Source organism: Pseudomonas algeriensis (genome assembly GCF_048847255.1).
Classification (GTDB): domain Bacteria; phylum Pseudomonadota; class Gammaproteobacteria; order Pseudomonadales; family Pseudomonadaceae; genus Aquipseudomonas.
The window spans coordinates 95,083-113,683 of the sequence record NZ_JBKKRK010000017.1; the positions used below are offsets into that span (position 1 = coordinate 95,083).

At 61.1% G+C, this 18,601-nt stretch carries 19 protein-coding genes and 1 pseudogene; 7 read left to right on the top strand and 13 right to left on the bottom strand.

All coding sequences use genetic code 11. The annotated features are described in order from the left end of the window. Nucleotides 1-151 precede the first annotated feature (151 nt). Both acnD and prpF read left to right on the top strand, forming a co-directional pair. Nucleotides 152-2,743, top strand: coding sequence for a Fe/S-dependent 2-methylisocitrate dehydratase AcnD (gene acnD / locus ACLK1G_RS21520; protein ID WP_420767250.1), 2,592 nt, complete (start codon nt 152-154; stop codon nt 2,741-2,743). 53 nt (nt 2,744-2,796) lie between these two features. Continuing rightward, entirely contained in the window at nt 2,797-3,987 is a 1,191-nt protein-coding gene (prpF, locus tag ACLK1G_RS21525; RefSeq protein ID WP_420767251.1) for a 2-methylaconitate cis-trans isomerase PrpF, read from the top strand. 129 nt (nt 3,988-4,116) lie between these two features. Here prpF and ACLK1G_RS21530 read toward each other — a convergent pair whose 3' ends face one another. From ACLK1G_RS21530 to ACLK1G_RS21570, 9 genes and pseudogenes are all read right to left on the bottom strand, one after another. Beyond that, entirely contained in the window at nt 4,117-5,010 is an 894-nt protein-coding gene (locus ACLK1G_RS21530; RefSeq protein WP_420767252.1) for a metal ABC transporter substrate-binding protein, read from the bottom strand. Further along, the gene (locus tag ACLK1G_RS21535; protein WP_420767253.1) at nt 5,011-5,910 is read right to left on the bottom strand and encodes a metal ABC transporter permease; all 900 of its coding nucleotides are present in this window, start codon (nt 5,908-5,910) and stop codon (nt 5,011-5,013) included. Then, a complete protein-coding gene (locus ACLK1G_RS21540) occupies nt 5,910-6,662 on the bottom strand; it encodes a metal ABC transporter ATP-binding protein (RefSeq protein WP_420767254.1) in 753 nt (250 codons plus the stop codon). The genes ACLK1G_RS21535 and ACLK1G_RS21540 overlap by 1 nt, the downstream gene beginning before the upstream one ends. Then, complete coding sequence (locus tag ACLK1G_RS21545; RefSeq protein WP_420767255.1) at nt 6,659-7,588, bottom strand: metal ABC transporter substrate-binding protein; 930 nt, start codon at nt 7,586-7,588, stop codon at nt 6,659-6,661. The genes ACLK1G_RS21540 and ACLK1G_RS21545 overlap by 4 nt, the downstream gene beginning before the upstream one ends. Nucleotides 7,589-7,623: 35 nt before the next feature. Next, nucleotides 7,624-8,199 (bottom strand): DUF6162 family protein, encoded by a 576-nt coding sequence (locus ACLK1G_RS21550; RefSeq protein ID WP_420767256.1) that lies wholly within the window; start codon nt 8,197-8,199, stop codon nt 7,624-7,626. Next, nucleotides 8,196-8,522 (bottom strand): hypothetical protein, encoded by a 327-nt coding sequence (locus ACLK1G_RS21555; protein ID WP_420767257.1) that lies wholly within the window; start codon nt 8,520-8,522, stop codon nt 8,196-8,198. The genes ACLK1G_RS21550 and ACLK1G_RS21555 overlap by 4 nt, the downstream gene beginning before the upstream one ends. Continuing rightward, a complete protein-coding gene (locus ACLK1G_RS21560) occupies nt 8,519-9,061 on the bottom strand; it encodes a thiamine pyrophosphate-binding protein (protein ID WP_420767258.1) in 543 nt (180 codons plus the stop codon). The genes ACLK1G_RS21555 and ACLK1G_RS21560 overlap by 4 nt, the downstream gene beginning before the upstream one ends. Then, entirely contained in the window at nt 9,058-10,272 is a 1,215-nt protein-coding gene (locus ACLK1G_RS21565) for a PepSY-associated TM helix domain-containing protein (protein ID WP_420767259.1), read from the bottom strand. Before ACLK1G_RS21565 ends, ACLK1G_RS21560 begins: the two co-directional genes overlap by 4 nt. Nucleotides 10,273-10,498: 226 nt before the next feature. Beyond that, a pseudogene (locus tag ACLK1G_RS21570) lies at nt 10,499-10,584 on the bottom strand (redox-sensitive transcriptional activator SoxR); the annotation flags it as partial. Nucleotides 10,585-10,817: 233 nt separating this feature from the next. On the opposite strand from ACLK1G_RS21570, the gene ACLK1G_RS21575 reads away from it, so the two are divergent. The 4 genes from ACLK1G_RS21575 (at nt 10,818) to ACLK1G_RS21590 (ending at nt 14,985) form a co-directional block, all read left to right on the top strand. Next, nucleotides 10,818-11,084 (top strand): hypothetical protein, encoded by a 267-nt coding sequence (locus tag ACLK1G_RS21575; RefSeq protein WP_420767260.1) that lies wholly within the window; start codon nt 10,818-10,820, stop codon nt 11,082-11,084. Between the two features lie 98 nt (nt 11,085-11,182). Beyond that, the gene (locus ACLK1G_RS21580) at nt 11,183-11,803 is read left to right on the top strand and encodes a LysE family translocator (protein ID WP_420767261.1); all 621 of its coding nucleotides are present in this window, start codon (nt 11,183-11,185) and stop codon (nt 11,801-11,803) included. 155 nt (nt 11,804-11,958) lie between these two features. Then, nucleotides 11,959-13,125, top strand: coding sequence for a cysteine desulfurase family protein (locus ACLK1G_RS21585; protein ID WP_420767262.1), 1,167 nt, complete (start codon nt 11,959-11,961; stop codon nt 13,123-13,125). Nucleotides 13,126-13,176: 51 nt separating this feature from the next. Further along, entirely contained in the window at nt 13,177-14,985 is a 1,809-nt protein-coding gene (locus ACLK1G_RS21590) for an aminopeptidase P family protein (protein WP_420767263.1), read from the top strand. A 10-nt stretch (nt 14,986-14,995) separates the two neighbouring features. On the opposite strand, the gene ACLK1G_RS21595 is transcribed toward ACLK1G_RS21590, so the two are convergent. Beyond that, nucleotides 14,996-15,586, bottom strand: a complete 591-nt coding sequence (locus tag ACLK1G_RS21595) for a 2-hydroxychromene-2-carboxylate isomerase (protein WP_420767264.1) — start codon at nt 15,584-15,586, stop codon at nt 14,996-14,998. Nucleotides 15,587-15,617: 31 nt separating this feature from the next. Continuing rightward, on the bottom strand, nt 15,618-16,346 hold the full coding sequence (locus ACLK1G_RS21600) for an SDR family oxidoreductase (protein ID WP_420767265.1): 729 nt from the start codon (nt 16,344-16,346) through the stop codon (nt 15,618-15,620). 89 nt (nt 16,347-16,435) lie between these two features. On the opposite strand from ACLK1G_RS21600, the gene ACLK1G_RS21605 reads away from it, so the two are divergent. Continuing rightward, nucleotides 16,436-17,005 carry a TetR/AcrR family transcriptional regulator gene (locus ACLK1G_RS21605; RefSeq protein ID WP_420767266.1) on the top strand — a complete coding sequence of 190 codons (570 nt, stop codon included), beginning with the start codon at nt 16,436-16,438 and terminating at the stop codon, nt 17,003-17,005. Nucleotides 17,006-17,013: 8 nt separating this feature from the next. Here ACLK1G_RS21605 and ACLK1G_RS21610 read toward each other — a convergent pair whose 3' ends face one another. Both ACLK1G_RS21610 and rhtA read right to left on the bottom strand, forming a co-directional pair. After that, complete coding sequence (locus ACLK1G_RS21610) at nt 17,014-17,295, bottom strand: hypothetical protein (protein ID WP_420767267.1); 282 nt, start codon at nt 17,293-17,295, stop codon at nt 17,014-17,016. Between the two features lie 165 nt (nt 17,296-17,460). Further along, entirely contained in the window at nt 17,461-18,348 is an 888-nt protein-coding gene (gene rhtA, locus ACLK1G_RS21615) for a threonine/homoserine exporter RhtA (RefSeq protein ID WP_420767268.1), read from the bottom strand. Nucleotides 18,349-18,601 lie beyond the last annotated feature (253 nt).

The following is an 18,601-nucleotide window of genomic DNA, read 5'->3' on the forward strand; positions in this document are numbered from 1 at the left end:
GGGGGTGCGGGGGGGGAGTGGGGGGGGCCACACCACAATTGGGGGCCCCCCCCCCCCCCCCCCCCCCCCCCCCCCCGCTCCCACAAGGGAACATGTTCACTTCAGTAGCTGCGCCAACCCTTCTGAAACCACCGTGACCCGAGTCCTGACGATGAACACAGAATTTCGCAAACCGCTGCCTGGCACTTCGCTGGATTATTTCGATGTTCGCGCGGCCGTGGAGGCCATCCGCCCCGGCGCCTACGATGGCTTGCCGTACACCTCTCGCGTATTGGCGGAGAACCTCGTGCGCCGCTGCGACCCGGCCACGCTGCGTGAATCGCTGCTGCAACTGATCGAGCGCAAGCGCGACCTGGACTTCCCATGGTTTCCGGCGCGGGTGGTGTGCCATGACATTCTCGGCCAGACCGCCCTGGTGGACTTGGCCGGTTTGCGCGACGCCATTGCCCAGCAGGGCGGCGACCCGGCGCAAGTCAACCCGGTGGTGCCGACCCAACTGATCGTCGACCACTCCCTGGCGGTCGAGAGCGCCGGTTTCGATCCCCAGGCCTTCGCCAAGAACCGCGCCATCGAAGACCGCCGCAACGAAGACCGTTTTCACTTCATCAACTGGACCAAGAAAGCTTTCAAGAACGTCGATGTGATTCCGCCGGGCAACGGGATCATGCACCAGATCAACCTGGAGAAAATGTCGCCGGTGATCCAGCAGCGGGACGGCGTGGCCTTCCCGGACACGTGTGTCGGCACCGACAGCCACACGCCCCACGTCGATGCACTGGGCGTGATTGCCATCGGCGTTGGTGGCTTGGAAGCGGAAAGCGTCATGCTTGGCCGCGCCTCGTGGATGCGCTTGCCGGAAATTGTCGGCGTCGAGCTGACCGGCAAGCTGCAACCGGGCATCACCGCCACCGACATGGTGCTGGCGCTGACTGAATTCCTGCGTAAACAAAAAGTCGTGGGCGCATGGCTGGAGTTTTACGGCGAAGGCGCCAGCGCGCTGACCTTGGGCGACCGGGCGACCATCTCCAACATGGCCCCTGAATACGGCGCCACGGCGGCAATGTTCCATATCGATCAGCAGACGATCGACTACCTGAAGCTCACTGGGCGCGAAGACCAGCAAGTGCAGCTGGTCGAACACTACGCCAAGACCATTGGCCTGTGGGCAGACAGCCTCAAGGGCGCGCAATACGAGCGTGGCCTGGCGTTCGATCTTTCTTCGGTCGTGCGCAACATGGCCGGCCCGAGCAACCCCCACGCCCGTGTCGCGGTGTCGGATCTGGCCGCCAAAGGCATCTCCGGCCAGTGGGACGACGTGCCTGGGCAAATGCCCGACGGCGCGGTGATCATCGCCGCGATCACCAGTTGCACCAACACCAGCAACCCGCGCAACGTGATCGCCGCAGGCCTGCTGGCGCGCAACGCCAACCGCCTGGGCCTGGCCCGCAAGCCGTGGGTCAAGTCATCCCTGGCACCGGGCTCTAAAACCGTGGCGCTGTACCTGGATGAAGCCGGCCTTACGCCCGAGCTCGAGAAGCTGGGCTTCGGCGTGGTGGCGTTTGCCTGCACCACGTGCAACGGCATGTCCGGCGCGTTGGACCCGGTGATCCAACAGGAAATCATCGACCGCGACCTGTACGCCACCGCCGTGCTGTCGGGCAACCGCAACTTCGACGGGCGTATCCACCCGTACGCCAAGCAGGCGTTTTTGGCCTCGCCGCCGCTGGTGGTTGCTTATGCCATCGCCGGGACCATTCGCTTCGACATCGAGAAGGATGTGCTGGGCGTGGTGGACGGTCGCGAAATCCGCCTCAAGGACATCTGGCCAAGCGACGAAGAAATCGAAGCCGTGGTCAAGGCGGCGGTGAAGCCGGAGCAGTTCCGCCAGGTCTACATCCCGATGTTCGCCATCCAGGAAGACACCGGCCCGAAAGTCACGCCGCTGTACGACTGGCGCCCGCAAAGCACCTACATCCGTCGCCCGCCTTATTGGGAAGGTGCATTGGCCGGTGCGCGGCCGCTGCAGGGCATGCGCCCGCTGGCGGTGCTGCCGGACAACATCACCACCGATCACCTGTCGCCATCCAACGCCATCATGTTGGACAGCGCCGCCGGTGAGTACCTGGCGAAAATGGGCCTGCCGGAAGAGGACTTCAACTCTTACGCGACCCACCGCGGCGACCACCTGACCGCGCAGCGCGCGACCTTCGCCAACCCGAAACTGTTCAACGAAATGGTCGTTGAAAACGGCAAGGTCAAGCAGGGCTCCCTGGCCCGGGTCGAGCCGGAAGGCAAGGTCATGCGCATGTGGGAAGCCATCGAGACCTACATGGAACGCAAGCAGCCGTTGATCATCGTCGCTGGCGCCGACTACGGCCAGGGATCGTCGCGGGACTGGGCGGCCAAGGGGGTGCGTCTGGCCGGTGTCGAGGCGATCGTTGCCGAAGGCTTCGAGCGCATCCATCGCACCAATCTGGTGGGCATGGGCGTGTTGCCGCTGGAGTTCAAGCCCGGTACAGATCGCAAGACCCTGGGCATCGACGGCAGCGAAATATACGACGTGATCGGCGAGCGCACCCCGCGCGCGACGTTGACGTTGGTCATCACCCGCAAGAACGGCGAGCGCGTCGAAGTGCCGGTGACCTGCCGCCTCGATACCGCCGAGGAAGTGTCGATCTACGAAGCCGGGGGCGTGTTGCAACGTTTCGCCCAGGACTTCCTCGAGTCGGCGGTGGCCGTTTAAATCGCCTGGGTGGCCGGTTTTTCCGGCCGCCCGTTTTTAAGGAGTTGGAGCACATGGCTCACTCGCCTCAAATCAAGATCCCCGCGACTTACATGCGTGGCGGCACCAGCAAAGGCGTGTTCTTCAGCCTGCTAGACCTGCCCGAAGCCGCCCGAGTCCCTGGCCCGGTCCGGGATGCCCTGTTGCTGCGGGTGATCGGCAGCCCCGACCCGTACGAAAAACAGATCGATGGCATGGGCGGCGCGACGTCCAGTACCAGCAAGACGGTAATCCTGTCCAAGAGCACCCGGGCCGACCACGATGTCGACTATCTGTTCGGCCAGGTGTCCATCGACAAGCCTTTCGTGGACTGGAGCGGCAACTGCGGCAACCTGTCGGCGGCGGTGGGGTCGTTTGCCATCAGCAGTGGCTTGGTGGAGCCGGCCCGGATTCCGCAAAACGGTGTGGCCGTGGTGCGGATCTGGCAGGCCAACATCGGCAAGACCATCATCGCCCATGTGCCGATCACCGACGGCGCGGTGCAGGAAACCGGCGACTTCGAACTCGACGGCGTGACCTTTCCGGCGGCTGAAGTACAGCTGGAGTTCATGGACCCGGCTGCCGAGGAGGAGGGCGGTGGCGGCTCGATGTTCCCAACCGGGAACTTGGTGGACGACTTGGAAGTGCCCGGTGTTGGTACCTTGAAGGCGACGCTGATCAACGCAGGCATCCCGACGATTTTCATCAATGCCCGGGATATCGGGTACACCGGTACTGAATTGCAGGGCGCCATCAACGGCGATCCGAAGGCGCTGGCGATGTTCGAAACCATCCGCGCCCACGGTGCCTTGCGCATGGGGTTGATCAAGCATCTGGACGAAGCGGCTCAGCGCCAGCACACCCCCAAAGTCGCGTTTGTCGCGCCGCCAGCGGATTACCTTTCGTCCAGCGGAAAAGCCGTGGCGGCGGGCGACGTCGATTTGCTAGTGCGGGCGTTGTCCATGGGCAAGCTGCACCACGCCATGATGGGCACCGCCGCCGTCGCCATCGGCACCGCCGCCGCGATTTCCGGCACCCTGGTGAATCTGGCCGCCGGCGGTATCGAGCGCAACGCCGTGCGTTTCGGCCACCCGTCCGGCACCTTGCGTGTCGGCGCCGAGGCCAGCCAGGTCGACGGCGAATGGACTGTGAAAAAAGCCATCATGAGCCGCAGCGCGCGGGTATTGATGGAAGGGTTCGTGCGGGTGCCCGGGGATGTTTTTTAACGGGTTCCTTCAGACATAACCCAAGACCTGTGGGAGCGAGCCTGCTCGCGATGAGGCCGGCACATCCAGCATCCATGTTGGTTGACACACCGCTTCTCGCGAGCAGGCTCGCTTTCACCGTGGCTGTGGTTAGCCTCCCGTCAGTGCCGTGACGACCACCCCCACATTAGTTTCCAGCTCCGCCACCGGGTCGGCGCCATCGGTGCTCAGTACCAGCAACTGACTGCCGCCCTCGGTAATGGCCGCTTTCACAGCTTCCGACGGCTGGCGATGATGCAGCACCAGCGCCACGTCATTGTCTTTCAACGTTGTGATCAATTGCTTCAAGGCCTCGGGCGTCCACTCGGCGTCGGGCCGGGCGTCAGTACTGATGCCATCCAGATTCAACCCGCTGATCAAGTAACCAAAATGCTCGCTCAGGCTGACTACGCTCAGGTTATCGGCACTGGCGAGACGTTTTTCGCTGTCGGCGCTGAGCTTGAGCAGGCGTTGCTTGAGGGCCGCCAGGTTGGCGTCGATTTTCGCTTTGTCGTTTGGGGCCAGGCGCACCAGGTCGGCGGCGATCACGTCGGCCATCCGCCCCAGGTTGGGGCTGGCCATCCATGGCTGGCTCGCCAAACCGTCAGCCATCCCCGGTTGCACGGCGATACCGGGCAGGGCGCCGTCCACCGGGCGGGCCGCGTCGACTTCGACGATGCGGATGTTGCTGCGTCGGGCCATGGGGTACAGCGGATCGTCCGGCCATAACGAGCGCAGGCCGATCACGGCATCGGCATCACTGGCCAGTTTGCCCAGGGCCGGCGCGCCACGGCCGCTGAAATAGGCATTCTGACGGGTGCCAGGCAGATTGGCGGGCGCGGCCCGCTCCAGGCTGACCTCGGTGCCCTTGAGCAAGGCCTCGCCCAACCCGTAGGTGACCGGCAACGACGCCAGCAGACGGACCTTTTCGGCGGCGAATGATGAAGTGACGGCCACGCCGCACAACGCGACGGCCAGGGTCAGTTGTCGCAATGAAAAAACCATTTATCCAAGATTCCCTTTGAGGCTGGGGACGACGCCACGGGCGATGGCGCTCAGGGCGAAGGCGATGCCGGCCACCAGAATGATCGCGGCACCGGACGGGATCGGCAGGTCGAAGACGATCGGCGCGAGAATCCCGCACAACGTGCTGACGGTGGCGATCAGTACCGAACACCAGAAGAAGCCTTTCAACGATTGGCTGAGCAGGCGCGCGGCAGCCGCCGGGATTACCAGCAGCGCCCCCACCAGAATGGCGCCAATGACTTTCACCGCCGCCACGGTAATCAATGTCACCAAGATCACGAACAGGTAGTCCAGGGCCTTGACCGCCACCCCGCGCACCGCCGCCAGTTGCGGATTGAAGCTGGCGAGCATGATGCGGTTGTACAGTGGCAACGCCAGCGCCATCACCAGTGAACCGACCACCGCCAGCACCAGCAGGTCGTTGCCGTTGACCGTCAGCACGGAACCGAACAGCACGTTCTCCAAGATGTGTACGTTGATCTTGCCCGCCAGGATCAACAGCAGGCTTGCACCCAGGGCCAGGGACACCGAAAGGAAGACGCCGATCAGGGTGTCCGGTGACAGGCCGGTTCGGTTGCGCAGGTAATTGAGCAGGATGCCGAACAGCAGGCAATAGCCGAACAGGCTTCCGTACGGCCCGGTGTAGGGTTCGCCGAGCAGGATGCCGACCGCCACGCCAGTCAGAGCCGCATGGCCCACGGCTTCGGAAAAAAACGCGAAGCGCTTGACCACCACCAGCGTACCGAGGCCGCCAAGCACCGGGCCGATCAACAACCCGGCCAACAATGCGTTGACCACAAACCCATAGGCCAGCGCTTCCGGCAGATAGCCGGACGAGGCCCAGCCCTGGACCATCAAGCGAAAGGCTTCGTAACTCATCAGGCCGCGCTCCCGTTAGTGCGTGGATGGGTGGAAAACAGCGTGAGCAGTCGCTCCGGGGTCAGGGTCTGGCGTGGCGGGCCGTCGAACAGTACCCGGCGATTGAGGCCCGTGACCCGGTCGGCCAGCCGCCCGACGGCCTCCAGGTCATGCTCGATCCACAGCACGGTGATCCCGGCCTGGCGCCAGTCCTGCAGCAACCGCTCGAACACCTGGATGCCGGCCTCGTCGAGGGCTGACATCGGTTCGTCCAGGACCAGCAGTTGCGGTGAAGGGATCAAGCCCTGGGCGAGCAATACCCGCTGGCGCTCACCGCCGGACAGCGCGCCCATCCGGCGCTTGCGCTTATCCTGCATGCCGACCCGCTCCAGGGCCTGGCCGATGGCACCGGTGTAATGCTTGCTCAAGCCGAGAAAGGCCGGGCGCCGTTGACACATCGCGGCCATGAAATCGTCCACCGTCATGGGCAGGCCACGATCGAACTCAAGGGCCTGGGGCACATAGCCGATGACGCCGGGCTCACCTGGCCACTGCGAGCTCAGGCGCCCCTTGTGCGGCATTTGTCCGAGCAGGGTCTTGATCAGGGAACTCTTGCCGCCGCCGTTGGGGCCGACCAGGGCATGGACGCTGCCAGGTTGTATCTGCAAGCCCACGTTGTCGAGAATCGTGGTGCGCCCCAGCTCGAGGCTGATGTCGATGAACTCGACCAGCGGGCCGGCCTTTGGCTGGATAAGGGTTCGCTGTACGGTCATGCGCCGGACTCCTGGATCGCCCGGACCACGGTGTCGAGGTTGCCGGTCATCTCCTTTTCGTATTTCCCGGCGCTGTATTCACCGTAGGAAATGTGCGAAAGCGGGTACAGCTTTACGCCTGATTCACGTTGGATGGTGTCGACGTAGGTGGAGGGAAAATCCATCTCCGAAAAGATCACTTTCACATCCAGTTCGCGCAACTGATCGATGGTCTTTTTCAACTGGCTGGGGCTCGGCTCGATACCGTGGGCCGGCTCGACCACGGCGGTCACTTCCAGGCCGAACTCGCGCAGCAGGTAATCGTAGGCGGCATGTACAGTCGCGACCCGCAACTCGGCGTTCGGCGCCTGGGTCAGCTTGGCCAGGGCGTCGGCACGCATCTGCCGCAGGCGCTTGCCGTAGGCGCGAGCGTTTTGCGTGTAGGTCTTGGCGTTATCGGGGTCGAGCTTGCCCAGCTCCCGGGCGATGTTGTTGACCTGGGCAATCGACGCGCTGATGGACAGGAACGTATGCGGGTTGACGACTTTGCCCGCGCCCCTGGCGGCAGTGCCGGTGGCGGCCAGCAAGGGCACGTTTTCGTTGGCTTCGATGACCTTCACGTCTGGTGTTTCGCTGGCGGCGATCATGCGGTCGGCAAAATCGTCATGGCCGACGCCGTTGAGCACGATCACATCCAGACCGCTGATGCGCTTGATGTCTTCGGCCCTGGGTTCATAGGCGTGGGGATTGAATCCGGCCGGGATCAACGGCACCACTTCGGCCTTGTCACCGACGATGTTCGCCACGTAACTGTAGTAAGGGTGCAAGGTGATGCCGATGCGCAGGCGCTTGGACGTTTCGGCGCTGGCCATCGGGGCGAGCAGGCAGGCCAGCAGGCCAAGCAACAGCAGGCGCAGGAACGGGCGGCGTGGAGAGGCGATAGACATGGGCAAGCGGTCTTCTCTTGGATGAGGGCGAGGGGTCAATGCCGGTGCTGGCGGGTCACGCCGGCATCGAATTGCGCGACGATCTGTTGCCAGCCGGATGCGGACAAAGCAGCGTCGTCCAACACGGCAGGGGCGGTCGCAGGATTGCTGCGGTTGAGCCAGATGTCCGGGGGCGCGTCGGATGTTTCGCTGATGCGCATCAGAAAGGAGCCTGCGATTGACGGGGTAGCACTCGCGCCAAAGTAGGCTTTTTCACCCAGCAGTTGCCAGGCGTGGCCGCCGCGGGTGACAGAACTGGCATCTTGGGCGAACGGGGCAAAACCTTCGTCCGCCAACGCTTGCGGGCCGGGAAGGGCTAGCTCGCTTTCGCGCAGAATGCGGATCTCGTCCAGCGTCACCCGCAGGTCGGCATAGATGCCTTGCTCGGCGGCGCTGAGGTCGCGACGGGCATCCAACTGGTTGCTTTGCACGTGAGTGACGTCCTGGGTTTCGCCATGCCAGGCCACCACCGACCCGGCTCCCAATACGATGATCAGGCACAGCAGCAAGACATAAAGGGTTTCGTGGCCCGCGCCAGCGGGGCGAACGACGTGGAGGGTAGGTGTGCTCATGGGGCCTCGATGTCGGCTTGGTCGATTTCCACGACGTGCCCGGGGCCGGCGTCGAAGAGTACGTAGAACTCGGCGTCCGGTTTCTTGAAGGTCAGCGTTGAGTCGGCGCCGAGCTTGCCGGGTACGAGGATGGTTTCGTCATAGCCAATCACGTCCAGCGTCACTCCGGGTGCACCGCTGCCGTCGGAAAAACCGCCGGTGCATTGGATCTGCTCGGCGTCGATGGCCTTGCACTCGCACATTGGGTTATGGGCCAGTGCGCTGGTGCTCAAGCTTGCGCAAAGGAGCAATGCCATGCTGTTGAGGAAGGCGCGGAGGGTCATGGTCGGGCTCCTTGGGTTTTCAGCCAGGCAACGGTGGCCGGGGAGGCCTGGTTCAGTGGAATCGAGGCCTGGTGCATCGAACCGTCCCAACCCTCGAGGGTTATCCACAGTTCGGCATCAGGCTGGGGCTTCGGCGGGACTGGCAACAACGCGCCCATGCGATAGGGCGAGCCAAAGAAAATCACCCCGGCGGCCCGCAGGCTGCGGGGCTTGCCAATGCGCAGATAGGTGGCTTTCACCTGGCTGATGCAGCGTTGGCACAGCGCGGCATTGAAGTGCTTCATGGGGCCGGCGGGACCCTGGGTACGAGGGGCTTCGTTGCGAAATTCCGCCAGGCGCAAGCTCCACGGCCCGACCTGGATCTCGCCGACTTCCCGCTCGCCGAGCCCGCCGTCGCCACGGAACAACGCAGCTTCCGAGAAATACTTGGGCATGAAGCCCAGGGGAATCAGCAGCAATAGCACATTGAGATGGAAACGCCATTTATGCCAGAACCGGCCCAGGCGAGAGGGTGGCAGGGTTGTGGTGGACGGATTCATAGGCTGCCCTCCGGCGAGTCACGGTGGAGGGAGGGTTGCAATGGGGGGGCGATCCGGGCGGGCCGGGCAGGTTTCTGGCTGCGCTTGACGGCGTTGGCAGTGGCCAGGGCGGTGCGTTTGGTCCAGATCAGCAACCCGCTGAGGACCATCATGCTCAGGATCAGACCGAAGAAAAACCAGATGAGCTTGATCCAGAGGCCGCCGAAGTCCCCGGTGTGCAATGGCCGCATGGATTCGGTGACGAATTCCAGGGGCGTGCGGTCCGCCAACAATCGCGTGGCGTCCACCTCGCCGCTGTAGGGATTGATGGTCGCGGTCTGGAACATCAATGGATACCAGCCGCGCCCGCCGATTTCGACGTGGCTGTAGGCATTGCCGGGTAGGCTGACAAAACTCGCGTCCAACCCCGGGATTTGCTGCCGGGCGATCTCGATGGCTCGGTCCAGGTTCAATCGTGGTGGAGCAATACCATCGGCTGACAGTGGAACGCTTTCACGAGCCACGACCGGGACGACCGGCGCGCTGGAGATGGAGATGCCGTTGTCGGCCAGTGTGGCTTCGATCAGGAACCAGGTGCCGGTCACGGAAATGACCGCGATGAACCAGATCGACCAGATACCGCTGAGCCGATGGAAATCGCCCCAGAAAATCCGCGCGCCGTGGCGGATACGCAAGGTCGGGCGCAGGAAACCTTTCCAGAAGCGTTTGTAGACGACAAGCCCGGTAACCAGTGATGCCAGCATCGGCAGGCCGAGGAGAGACACCAGGTACCAGCCCCAGCTGTAGCCGTTGGTGAACGGCACCAGCCACCATCCATGCAGGGCGCGGGTAAAAGCCCTGAAATTGAACGCCGGGGCCGATCCCTGGATAACGCCGCTGTAGGGATTGACGTAGACAGTGTCCGGGCGGCCGTCGGGGTAGGTGACTTTGGCTTCAAGGGCAAAATGCGACTCATCCGGACGCACGATACTTTGCACTTGTGTCAGCGGCTGGGCTTGCTTGATGGCGGCCATGACCTGGTCATAGCTGAGCAACGGGGCGTCATCGCTGGGCTTGCTGGCGCGCATCTCTGGGTTGACCAGCCAGACGATCTCTTGGCTGACCACCGCCAGAGTGCCGGTGACGCAGACGATCAGGACAAAAAACCAGATGGGCAACGCCAACCAGCTATGAACGAGAAACCAGAGTTTGGAGCGGGACTTCTTCGACATGATTGAACGTCTTGATTCGATGGAAGGTTCCGTGTCGCGGGCTTCGCAACGGCCTGAACCCTGGAAAAGCAGGCCGTGGCTTTTGCCGACGCGGCCTGCTGCATCTAATTAAGACGAACGAGACACTCAAATCCTGAAGAGTAAGTTGAAAGAAAATGTTTCGCGTTAGCGATAAGCGTGGTTTGGTGTTTGGGTGGCGAGCCATCAAGCTCCCGGACGATCACACACAACCGATGCAGCCGTCAGTCGGTCGCGCAGAGCGATCAGTTGATTGATGCGCTCATCCAGATTCCGGCTCCACGGCGCCGGAATTTCTGGTGGCTGGTTCACAAGCATCGGGCCAAAGCGGTGACGTTCGGCTCATTTCAGGTACTGCGCATTATCGAGCGCAGCCTGGACGGCGCTCTGCATTGCCCCTGGGTCAGCCAAGCGCAACGAGAGATACGAGAGGGCGATACCCACTATCGAAACCGTTGATTTTTGCCGTTCCATGCTGGCGGGTAGCCTTTGTTCATCGCCCCACTACAGAACATTGGACGCCCGCCATGAACCGTATCCTTGCTGTCTTGTTACTGTTGGCCGTCACCGTATTGAGCGGTTGCGCCTCGTCGTCTCCGGAGCTGCGTCCTTACACAGCTGAGGAAACTCGTGAGCTGGCGCTCGAAGCACTGAATCGCCGAGGCCTTTCTTTTGAGGAATATCACGCGAAGAAAGCCGAATTGCTGGGACCGTCGCAGAAAAATACCGGTTTCGACGAGCGTGGCGAAATGAATGCCGAACGGACCGTTCAACTGCCTGGCCGACCAAGCTGAAGGACTGTACCGCTCGAAGTTTTGCCTAACTGTCCATGGGCGCGTGCCGGGACGTGGGGTAGGGTCATCATTTGACTGCCCCAACGGATTGACCTGCCATGACGCTCTCGCTTGACCTGCTGCTGGGCTTCGCCCTGTTTGCCCTGGTGACCTCGATCACACCAGGCCCCAACAACACCATGTTGCTGGCCTCGGGTGTCAATTTCGGTTTCAGCCGTACGATCCCTCACATGCTGGGCATCACCTGCGGCTTTTTTTCCCTGGTGCTGGCGGTGGGCCTTGGCCTGGGCGCGGTGTTCCAGACTTATCCATTGCTGTACACCGTGTTGCGCTACATAGGCGCGGCGTATCTCATGTACCTGGCATGGAAAATCGCCCATTCCGGCCCGGTCTCGGACAGCTCAACGGGCAACAACAAGCCGATCGGTTACTGGGGCGCGGCGGCGTTCCAATGGGTCAACCCCAAGGCCTGGATCATGGCCATCGGTGCAATCAGCACCTATACACCGCTGCAAGGCTACTTTTTCAATGTGGTGGTGATCGCGGCGGTGTTTGCCTTGATCAATCTGCCAAGCGTCAGCCTTTGGGTCGTTTGTGGCAGCCTGCTGCGAAACCTGTTGCGTGATCGTCGATGGTTGCGCCTGTTCAACTGGGGCATGGCGCTGCTGTTGGTCGCGTCGCTGTATCCGTTGTTGCTCGAAAGCATGAGTGAGGGCTGAGCTTCGGCGCGATGCCTGCTAAGCTCGCTGTTCCAGGAGCGTTCCTACGCACTTATAAATGAAGTCCGACTTCTTTAAAGGTCTTGATCAGGTAATGCTTGTCTCGAATCCAACGAGGGCACCCTGGTCTTGGAACCGGCTCTGCGAGTTTCCTTATGAATAAGCGTCCTTTGTATTTCGATTACGCCGCCACCACGCCGGTGGATGAGCGGGTTATCCAGGTCATGATCCAATGCCTGGGCTTCGACGGTAACTTTGGCAACCCAGCCTCCAGCTCCCATGCGTTCGGCCAGGAGGCACGACAAACCGTGGAGCAGGCACGCCAGCAGGTGGCCCGGTTGGTTGGCGCTCGAGCCGATCAAATCATCTGGACCTCCGGTGCCACCGAATCCAATAACCTGGCCTTGAAGGGCGTGGCGCAGGCGCGCGGTGCCGGCGGTGGGCATGTCATTACCAGCCTGATCGAACACAAGGCGGTTCTCGATACGGTCAGGCAACTAGAGGAAAGTGGCGTCGAGGTGACTTGGCTGGCGCCAGACGCCGATGGCCTGATCACTGCGCGCGCGGTTCGCGAGGCCCTGCGCGAAGACACGTTCCTCGTGTCGCTGATGCTGGTGAACAATGAGTTGGGGACCGTCAACGACGCCGTTGCCATCGGTGAGATCGTTCGCGAGCACGGCGCGCTGTTCCACATGGATGCCGCCCAAGGGGCGGGAAAGGTGGGCATCGACCTGGCCCGGTGGCCGGTGGACCTGATGTCCTTTTCCGCGCATAAGATCTACGGACCCAAGGGTATCGGCGCGCTATACGTTGGCGACCGTGCGCGGCCTCGGGTATCGGCACAGATTCATGGCGGAGGCCACGAAGGTGGTTTGCGCTCCGGCACCCTGGCGACCCATCAGATTGCAGCCATGGGCGCTGCGTTCGAGCTGGCGGCGCAGTCGTTCGATCAGGAGCTTGCCCAGATCGCCCGGTTGCGCAATCGTTTGCTCGAGCCGCTATTGGCATTACCCGGTGTATGTATCAATGGCAGTGCGAGCTGCCGTATTCCCCACACGTTGAGCCTGACGTTCAACGAAGGTGAATTCAACTCGGCGACATTGGGTGCGTCGATTGCTTTTTCGGCTACTTCGGCCTGCAATTCAGCGCAGAACAGCCCATCCCATGTCCTGCTGGCCCTGGGGCATGATGCACGTGCGGCCGGGCGGACTATCCGCTTGAGCCTGGGGCGTTTCACTAGCGAACAGGATATTGATGAGGCGGTGCGGGTTATCAAGGAAGCCTGCGCTGCTGCGCCGGCGTTTTGGGCGACGACCCCTTGAACCGACCGACCTTTTGCAACGAACAATAAAATCGATTAGCAGGGAGTAATAATGAGTACCGAGCCATTGACCCCAGGAGAGGTGCCCCAGCGCCTGGCCCGAATTCGCCAATTGATGAGCGAGGAGGGCGTTCATGCGCTGCTGGTCCCGTCGGCCGATCCGCATCTGTCCGAATATCTGCCAGGCTATTGGCAAGGGCGTCAGTGGTTGTCCGGCTTCCATGGATCGGTCGGCACCTTGATCGTGACGGGGGAATTCGCCGGGGTCTGGGCCGACAGTCGATACTGGGAACAGGCCACGAAGGAACTGGAGGGCAGTGGGATCGAGTTGGTCAAGCTCATGCCAGGTCAGCCCGGCCCATTGGACTGGCTGGGTGAACAAACACCCGAGGGTGGTGTTGTGGCGGTCGACGGTGCAGTCATGGCCGTTGCGTCGGCCCGCACGCTGAGCAGTAAGCTTGAATCGCGCGGCGCGCGGTTGCGTACCGACGTCGACCTGCTGCATAAGATCTGGACCGATCGTCCAGCCCTTCCGGATCAGCCCGTCTACGCCCACCTGCCACCCCAAGCCACGGTGAGTCGTGTAGAGAAGCTTGCCAAACTGCGCGAATCCCTCAAGGAACGCGGTGCCGATTGGCATTTCATTGCGACCCTGGATGACATTGCCTGGCTGTTCAATTTGCGTGGCGCGGATGTGTCGTTCAACCCGGTGTTTGTCTCCTTCGCGTTGATTGGCCAACAACAGGCGACGTTGTTCGTAGCCTTGGACAAAGTCGGTGCGCCATTGCGTGCCACTCTTGAACAGGATGGCGTGACGCTGCGCGATTACAGCGAAGCCGCGGCCGCGCTGCGTGAAGTGCCAAGCGGTGCGAGCCTGCAGATCGATCCGGCGCGGGTCACGGTCGGCTTGCTGGATAACCTGGACAGTGGCGTCAAGCTGGTCGAAGGTCTCAACCCCACGACCCTGGCCAAATCCCGCAAAACCTCGGCGGATGCCGAGCATATCCGCCAGGCAATGGAACAGGACGGTGCGGCGCTCTGCGAATTCTTCGCCTGGCTGGAAAGCGCCTGGGGCCGCGAGCGCATCACCGAGCTGACTATCGATGAACATCTGACCGCGGCACGCAAACGCCGGCCGGATTTCGTCTCCCTGAGCTTCAATACCATCGCTGCCTTCAATGCCAATGGCGCAATGCCCCACTACCACGCCACGGAAGAAGCGCACGCCGTTATCGAAGGCGATGGCCTGTTGTTGATCGATTCGGGTGGCCAGTATCTCGGCGGTACCACGGACATCACACGCATGGTACCGGTCGGAACGCCAACGCCGGAGCAGAAGCGTGATTGCACCCGAGTCCTCAAAGGTGTGATCGCGTTATCGCGGGCCAAATTTCCCCGGGGTATCCTATCGCCTTTGCTCGATGCCATCGCCCGCGCGCCAATCTGGGCCGAGCAGGTGGATTACGGTCATGGCACTGGCCATGGCGTCGGTTATTTCCTGAACGTGCACGAGGGGCCACAAGTCATTGCCTATCAAGCCGCTGCCGCGCCGCAAACCGCGATGCAGCCGGGTATGATCACGTCCATCGAACCGGGCACTTATCGCCCGGGTCGCTGGGGTGTGCGCATCGAGAACCTGGTCCTCAACCGCGAGGCAGGCAGTAGCGAGTTCGGTGAGTTCCTGTCCTTCGAAACCCTGACGCTGTGCCCGATCGATACCCGTTGCCTTGAGCCAGCGTTGCTGACCCAGGATGAAAGGGACTGGTTCAACGCCTACCACGCCGAGGTTCAGCGTCGGTTAAGCCCATTGCTGCAAGGCGATGCGCTGCAATGGCTGAACACCCGGACAGCGGCGATCTGATGCAAAAAGGTCAGGCTAGGGCTTCACGGACGAAGTCCAGCCGATCCTGGCCGAAGAACAGCTCGTTGCCTACAAACATGCTCGGCGCGCCAAACACGCCTCTGCGGATCGCTTCTTCGGTGGAGTTTTTGAGCTGGTCCTTGACCTGTTGATCAGAGGTCAAGGCCAGTACATACCCAGGATCAAAACCGCCGTCTTCCAGAACCGCCGCAACTGTCGCTGGATCGTTGAGATTTCGGGCGTCAATCCAAAGGGCGCGGAACAGGCAATCGATAAAGGTCTCGAATCGGTCTGGGTGGCGCAATTGCATCCCGGTTACGGCGCGCATCAACAGCAACGTGTTGATTGGGAAGTAGGGGTTGAGCTTGAACTCAACGCCATAACGGGTAGCAAAGCGATTCAGATCCTTGAACAGATAAGGCCCTTTGGCCGGTACGGTAACAGGCGATGCGTTGCCGGTTGCCTTGAAGACACCCCCCAGCAACATCGGGCGGTAGATCAGCTCACTGTCCGCTTGTGCGCAAAGCGCAGGTAACTGCGTGTAGGCCAAGTAGGTGGTGGGGCTGCCGAGATCGAAGAAAAACTCTACGGATTTGCTCATGGGCTGCTCTTTTTTGTTATGAGGGGGAGGCTTACCAGCGTTCGCTCCAGGGGCGCAGATCCAGCTCGAACGTCCAGGCATCGCGAGGCTGGGTATGCAAGTACCAGTAATTTTCAGCAATGTGTTCCGGATCGAGAATGCCGTCTTCGTCCTTGGTGGCATATTTTTCCGGGAAGTTGTCGCGAATGAAGGCCGTGTCGATGGCGCCGTCCACTATTACGTGAGCGACATGGACGTTCATCGGGCCCAGTTCGCGCGCCATGCTTTGCGCCAACGCTCGCACGCCATGCTTGGCCCCGGCAAACGCGGCGAACCCTGACGCTCCGCGCAATCCGGCCGTGGCTCCGGTAAACAGGATTGTCCCGCGCTGGCGCTTGACCATGCGCTTGGCCACTTCCCGAGCATTGAGAAAGCCGGAGAAGCAAGCCATCTCCCAGATCTTGAAATACTTGCGCGCCGTCTCTTCCAGAATGCTGCAGGGCACATTGGCGCCAATGTTGAATATGAAAGCTTCGATCGGCCCGATCTGTACTTCAATTTGCTCGATCAGCCCGATGACTTCATCTTCGTTGCGCGCATCGCAGGCGAAACCGTGAGCATCACCTCCCTCGTCCCGAATGCTGTTAACTAACGGCTCAAGCTTGTCGGCACTTCGACGCGTGACGCAGGCAACGAAACCCTCCCGGGCGAAACGCCTGGCTATTGCCCCGCCGGTGGCATCGCCAGCACCCACAACCAGTACGACCTTCTTGTTATTCATAGTTCGTCCCATTGATAAACGATCGTTAACTAAACGCACGTTATGTTAAGATCCGGCCAACGTCAAGGTGTGCATTCAGAGGCAGGACGATGCGTTATTCAGCCAACCACAAGATGGAAACTCGCGAAAAACTGCTCGCCAGCAGCGCTATCTCCGCTAAGAAGTCCGGATTTGCAACGGTGGGCGTTGATGGCCTGATGAAGGCGATCGGGTTGAGCGGCGGCGCGTTCTATAGCCATTTCTCATCCAAGGATGAGCTTTTCAGGGCGATTGTCGAACGAGAGCTGGCCCACAGCCTGGACCGCTTGAGTGGCGATGGGATCATGGACTCAACGAAACTGGAGCGTTGTCTCAAGCAGTACTTGAGCATGAGCCATGTGGAGCAACCGGAGGTGGGGTGTGCCTTGCCCGTGTTGGGGGCAGAGATCGCGCGCTCGGATATTCAGGTACGGGAGGCGGCACAGACTTGGATCTGCCGGTTGCATGAAGGCTGGGCGCGGATAATGGGAAGTGACAGCCTGGCATGGGCGGTCCTGTCACAATGTGTCGGGGCATTGGTGGTCGCACGCATGTTGGCGTCGCCTGAGATTCAGCGCGATGTCCTCAAATCCAGCCGTGAGGAAATCAGTCGTCGAATCGCCGAGCGACCCTTTGACTGATCCGCTGATTATTTGCAGATGACGATCATGCTGCGGCTGGTATACCCGGCGGGGTTGAGCCCGAAGGGATAGTCACCCGGTTCCTCGACGGCATCACCGGATTTGGCGATCACCTTGTAGTTCTTGGGGGCGCATGAATTGGCCGCCGTGGCGGCGCATTGATCCCAGGATGAAGTCAGACCGGAGCAATTGATGTGAAGGCCCTTTTTACCGCGTTTCATTTCGGTTTTCGATGTCGCCGCGCAGCCCGCAACTGCCAGCACGGCGATCAAGATCAAGATTCGTTTCATTCCCGTCCTTATGCCGTCGTGGATCTTGTGTCTACGTACGGCTGTGTTCGCTTTCGCTTGAAGCGTTCATGACGTCCTGTATAAAAAAATCCATGCCTGGCATTAGGTTACGGGGCTAAACATGGCCTAAATGTGCGGTAAATACCAGAGCTATATAAAAACTGCTCAATCTGCTGCGATGGCGGGCTTTGCGGTATCGCCCATCGTCAGTGTCGCGCCGACTGATGCAAGGACGATGCAGGTGATGGCGGCCCACTGCGCCAGCGACAGGTATTCCTGAAGGAAGATAAATCCCGACAGGGCGCCGATCGCGGGCTCGACGCTCATTAGCGTCCCGAACGTGCGGGCTGGAATCCGGGTCAGGGAAATCATCTCCAGGGTATAAGGCAGGGCTGTGGACAGGATGGCGACCCCGATGGCGACCGGAATCAGACTCGGCGTCAGCAGCGCGGCACCGGCGTGCACAATACCAATAGGGGCGACAAACAGAGCCGCTATCATGACTCCCAATGCTGCGGTCTGAACGCCATTGTCCGCGCCGGCCTTCTGGCCAAACAGAATGTATAGCGCCCAACACACGCCTGCGCCCAGGGCGTAACCGGCACCTACCAAGTCGATGCCGGTGTCGGCTGCCCCGGTAGGTATCAATAGCAGCAATCCGATCACTGCCAAGGCGATCCAAAGGAAATCGATCGCCCGACGCGAGGCGTAGATTGCAACCGCCAGCGGGCCGGTGAATTCCAGTGCCACGGCAATGCCCAGCGGAACGCTACGAAGAGACATATAGAAGAGGAAGTTCATGCCGCCGAGCGCCATCCCGTAGACCATCACCGTGCGCAGGGATTGAGCGGTGAGCTTGGCGCGCCAAGGGCGTAGCAATAACAACATGATGATGCTGGCGAAGATAAGGCGCAGGGTCGTGGTTCCTTGCGCGCCCACTACCGGGAACATGCTTTTGGCAAGAGCCGCGCCAGACTGGATCGAGGCCATCGCGATTATTAGCAAGGCAACCGGGAATAAAGAAGAAACCAGGTTGCGATTGGCTGGAGTCATTACGGGGTGTCATCCAATAAAAGGGCAAGAGAAACGGGTTTGAGCAATATAGTGCGCATTTCAAGCGGCGCAGTCTATATATCAGGCGGGTTTGGACCCGTTCAGCCGGAAAGATAAAGAAAGGAAAAAATAACGGTTGACGGCAAATTCTGGATGTCTATAATTCGCCCCACTTCCGGCGCAGTCGAAACGGAAAACTCCTTGAGTTTCAATGAGTTAACCAAGTTTCGGTAAGTGCTTCGCTTCAGTTCAT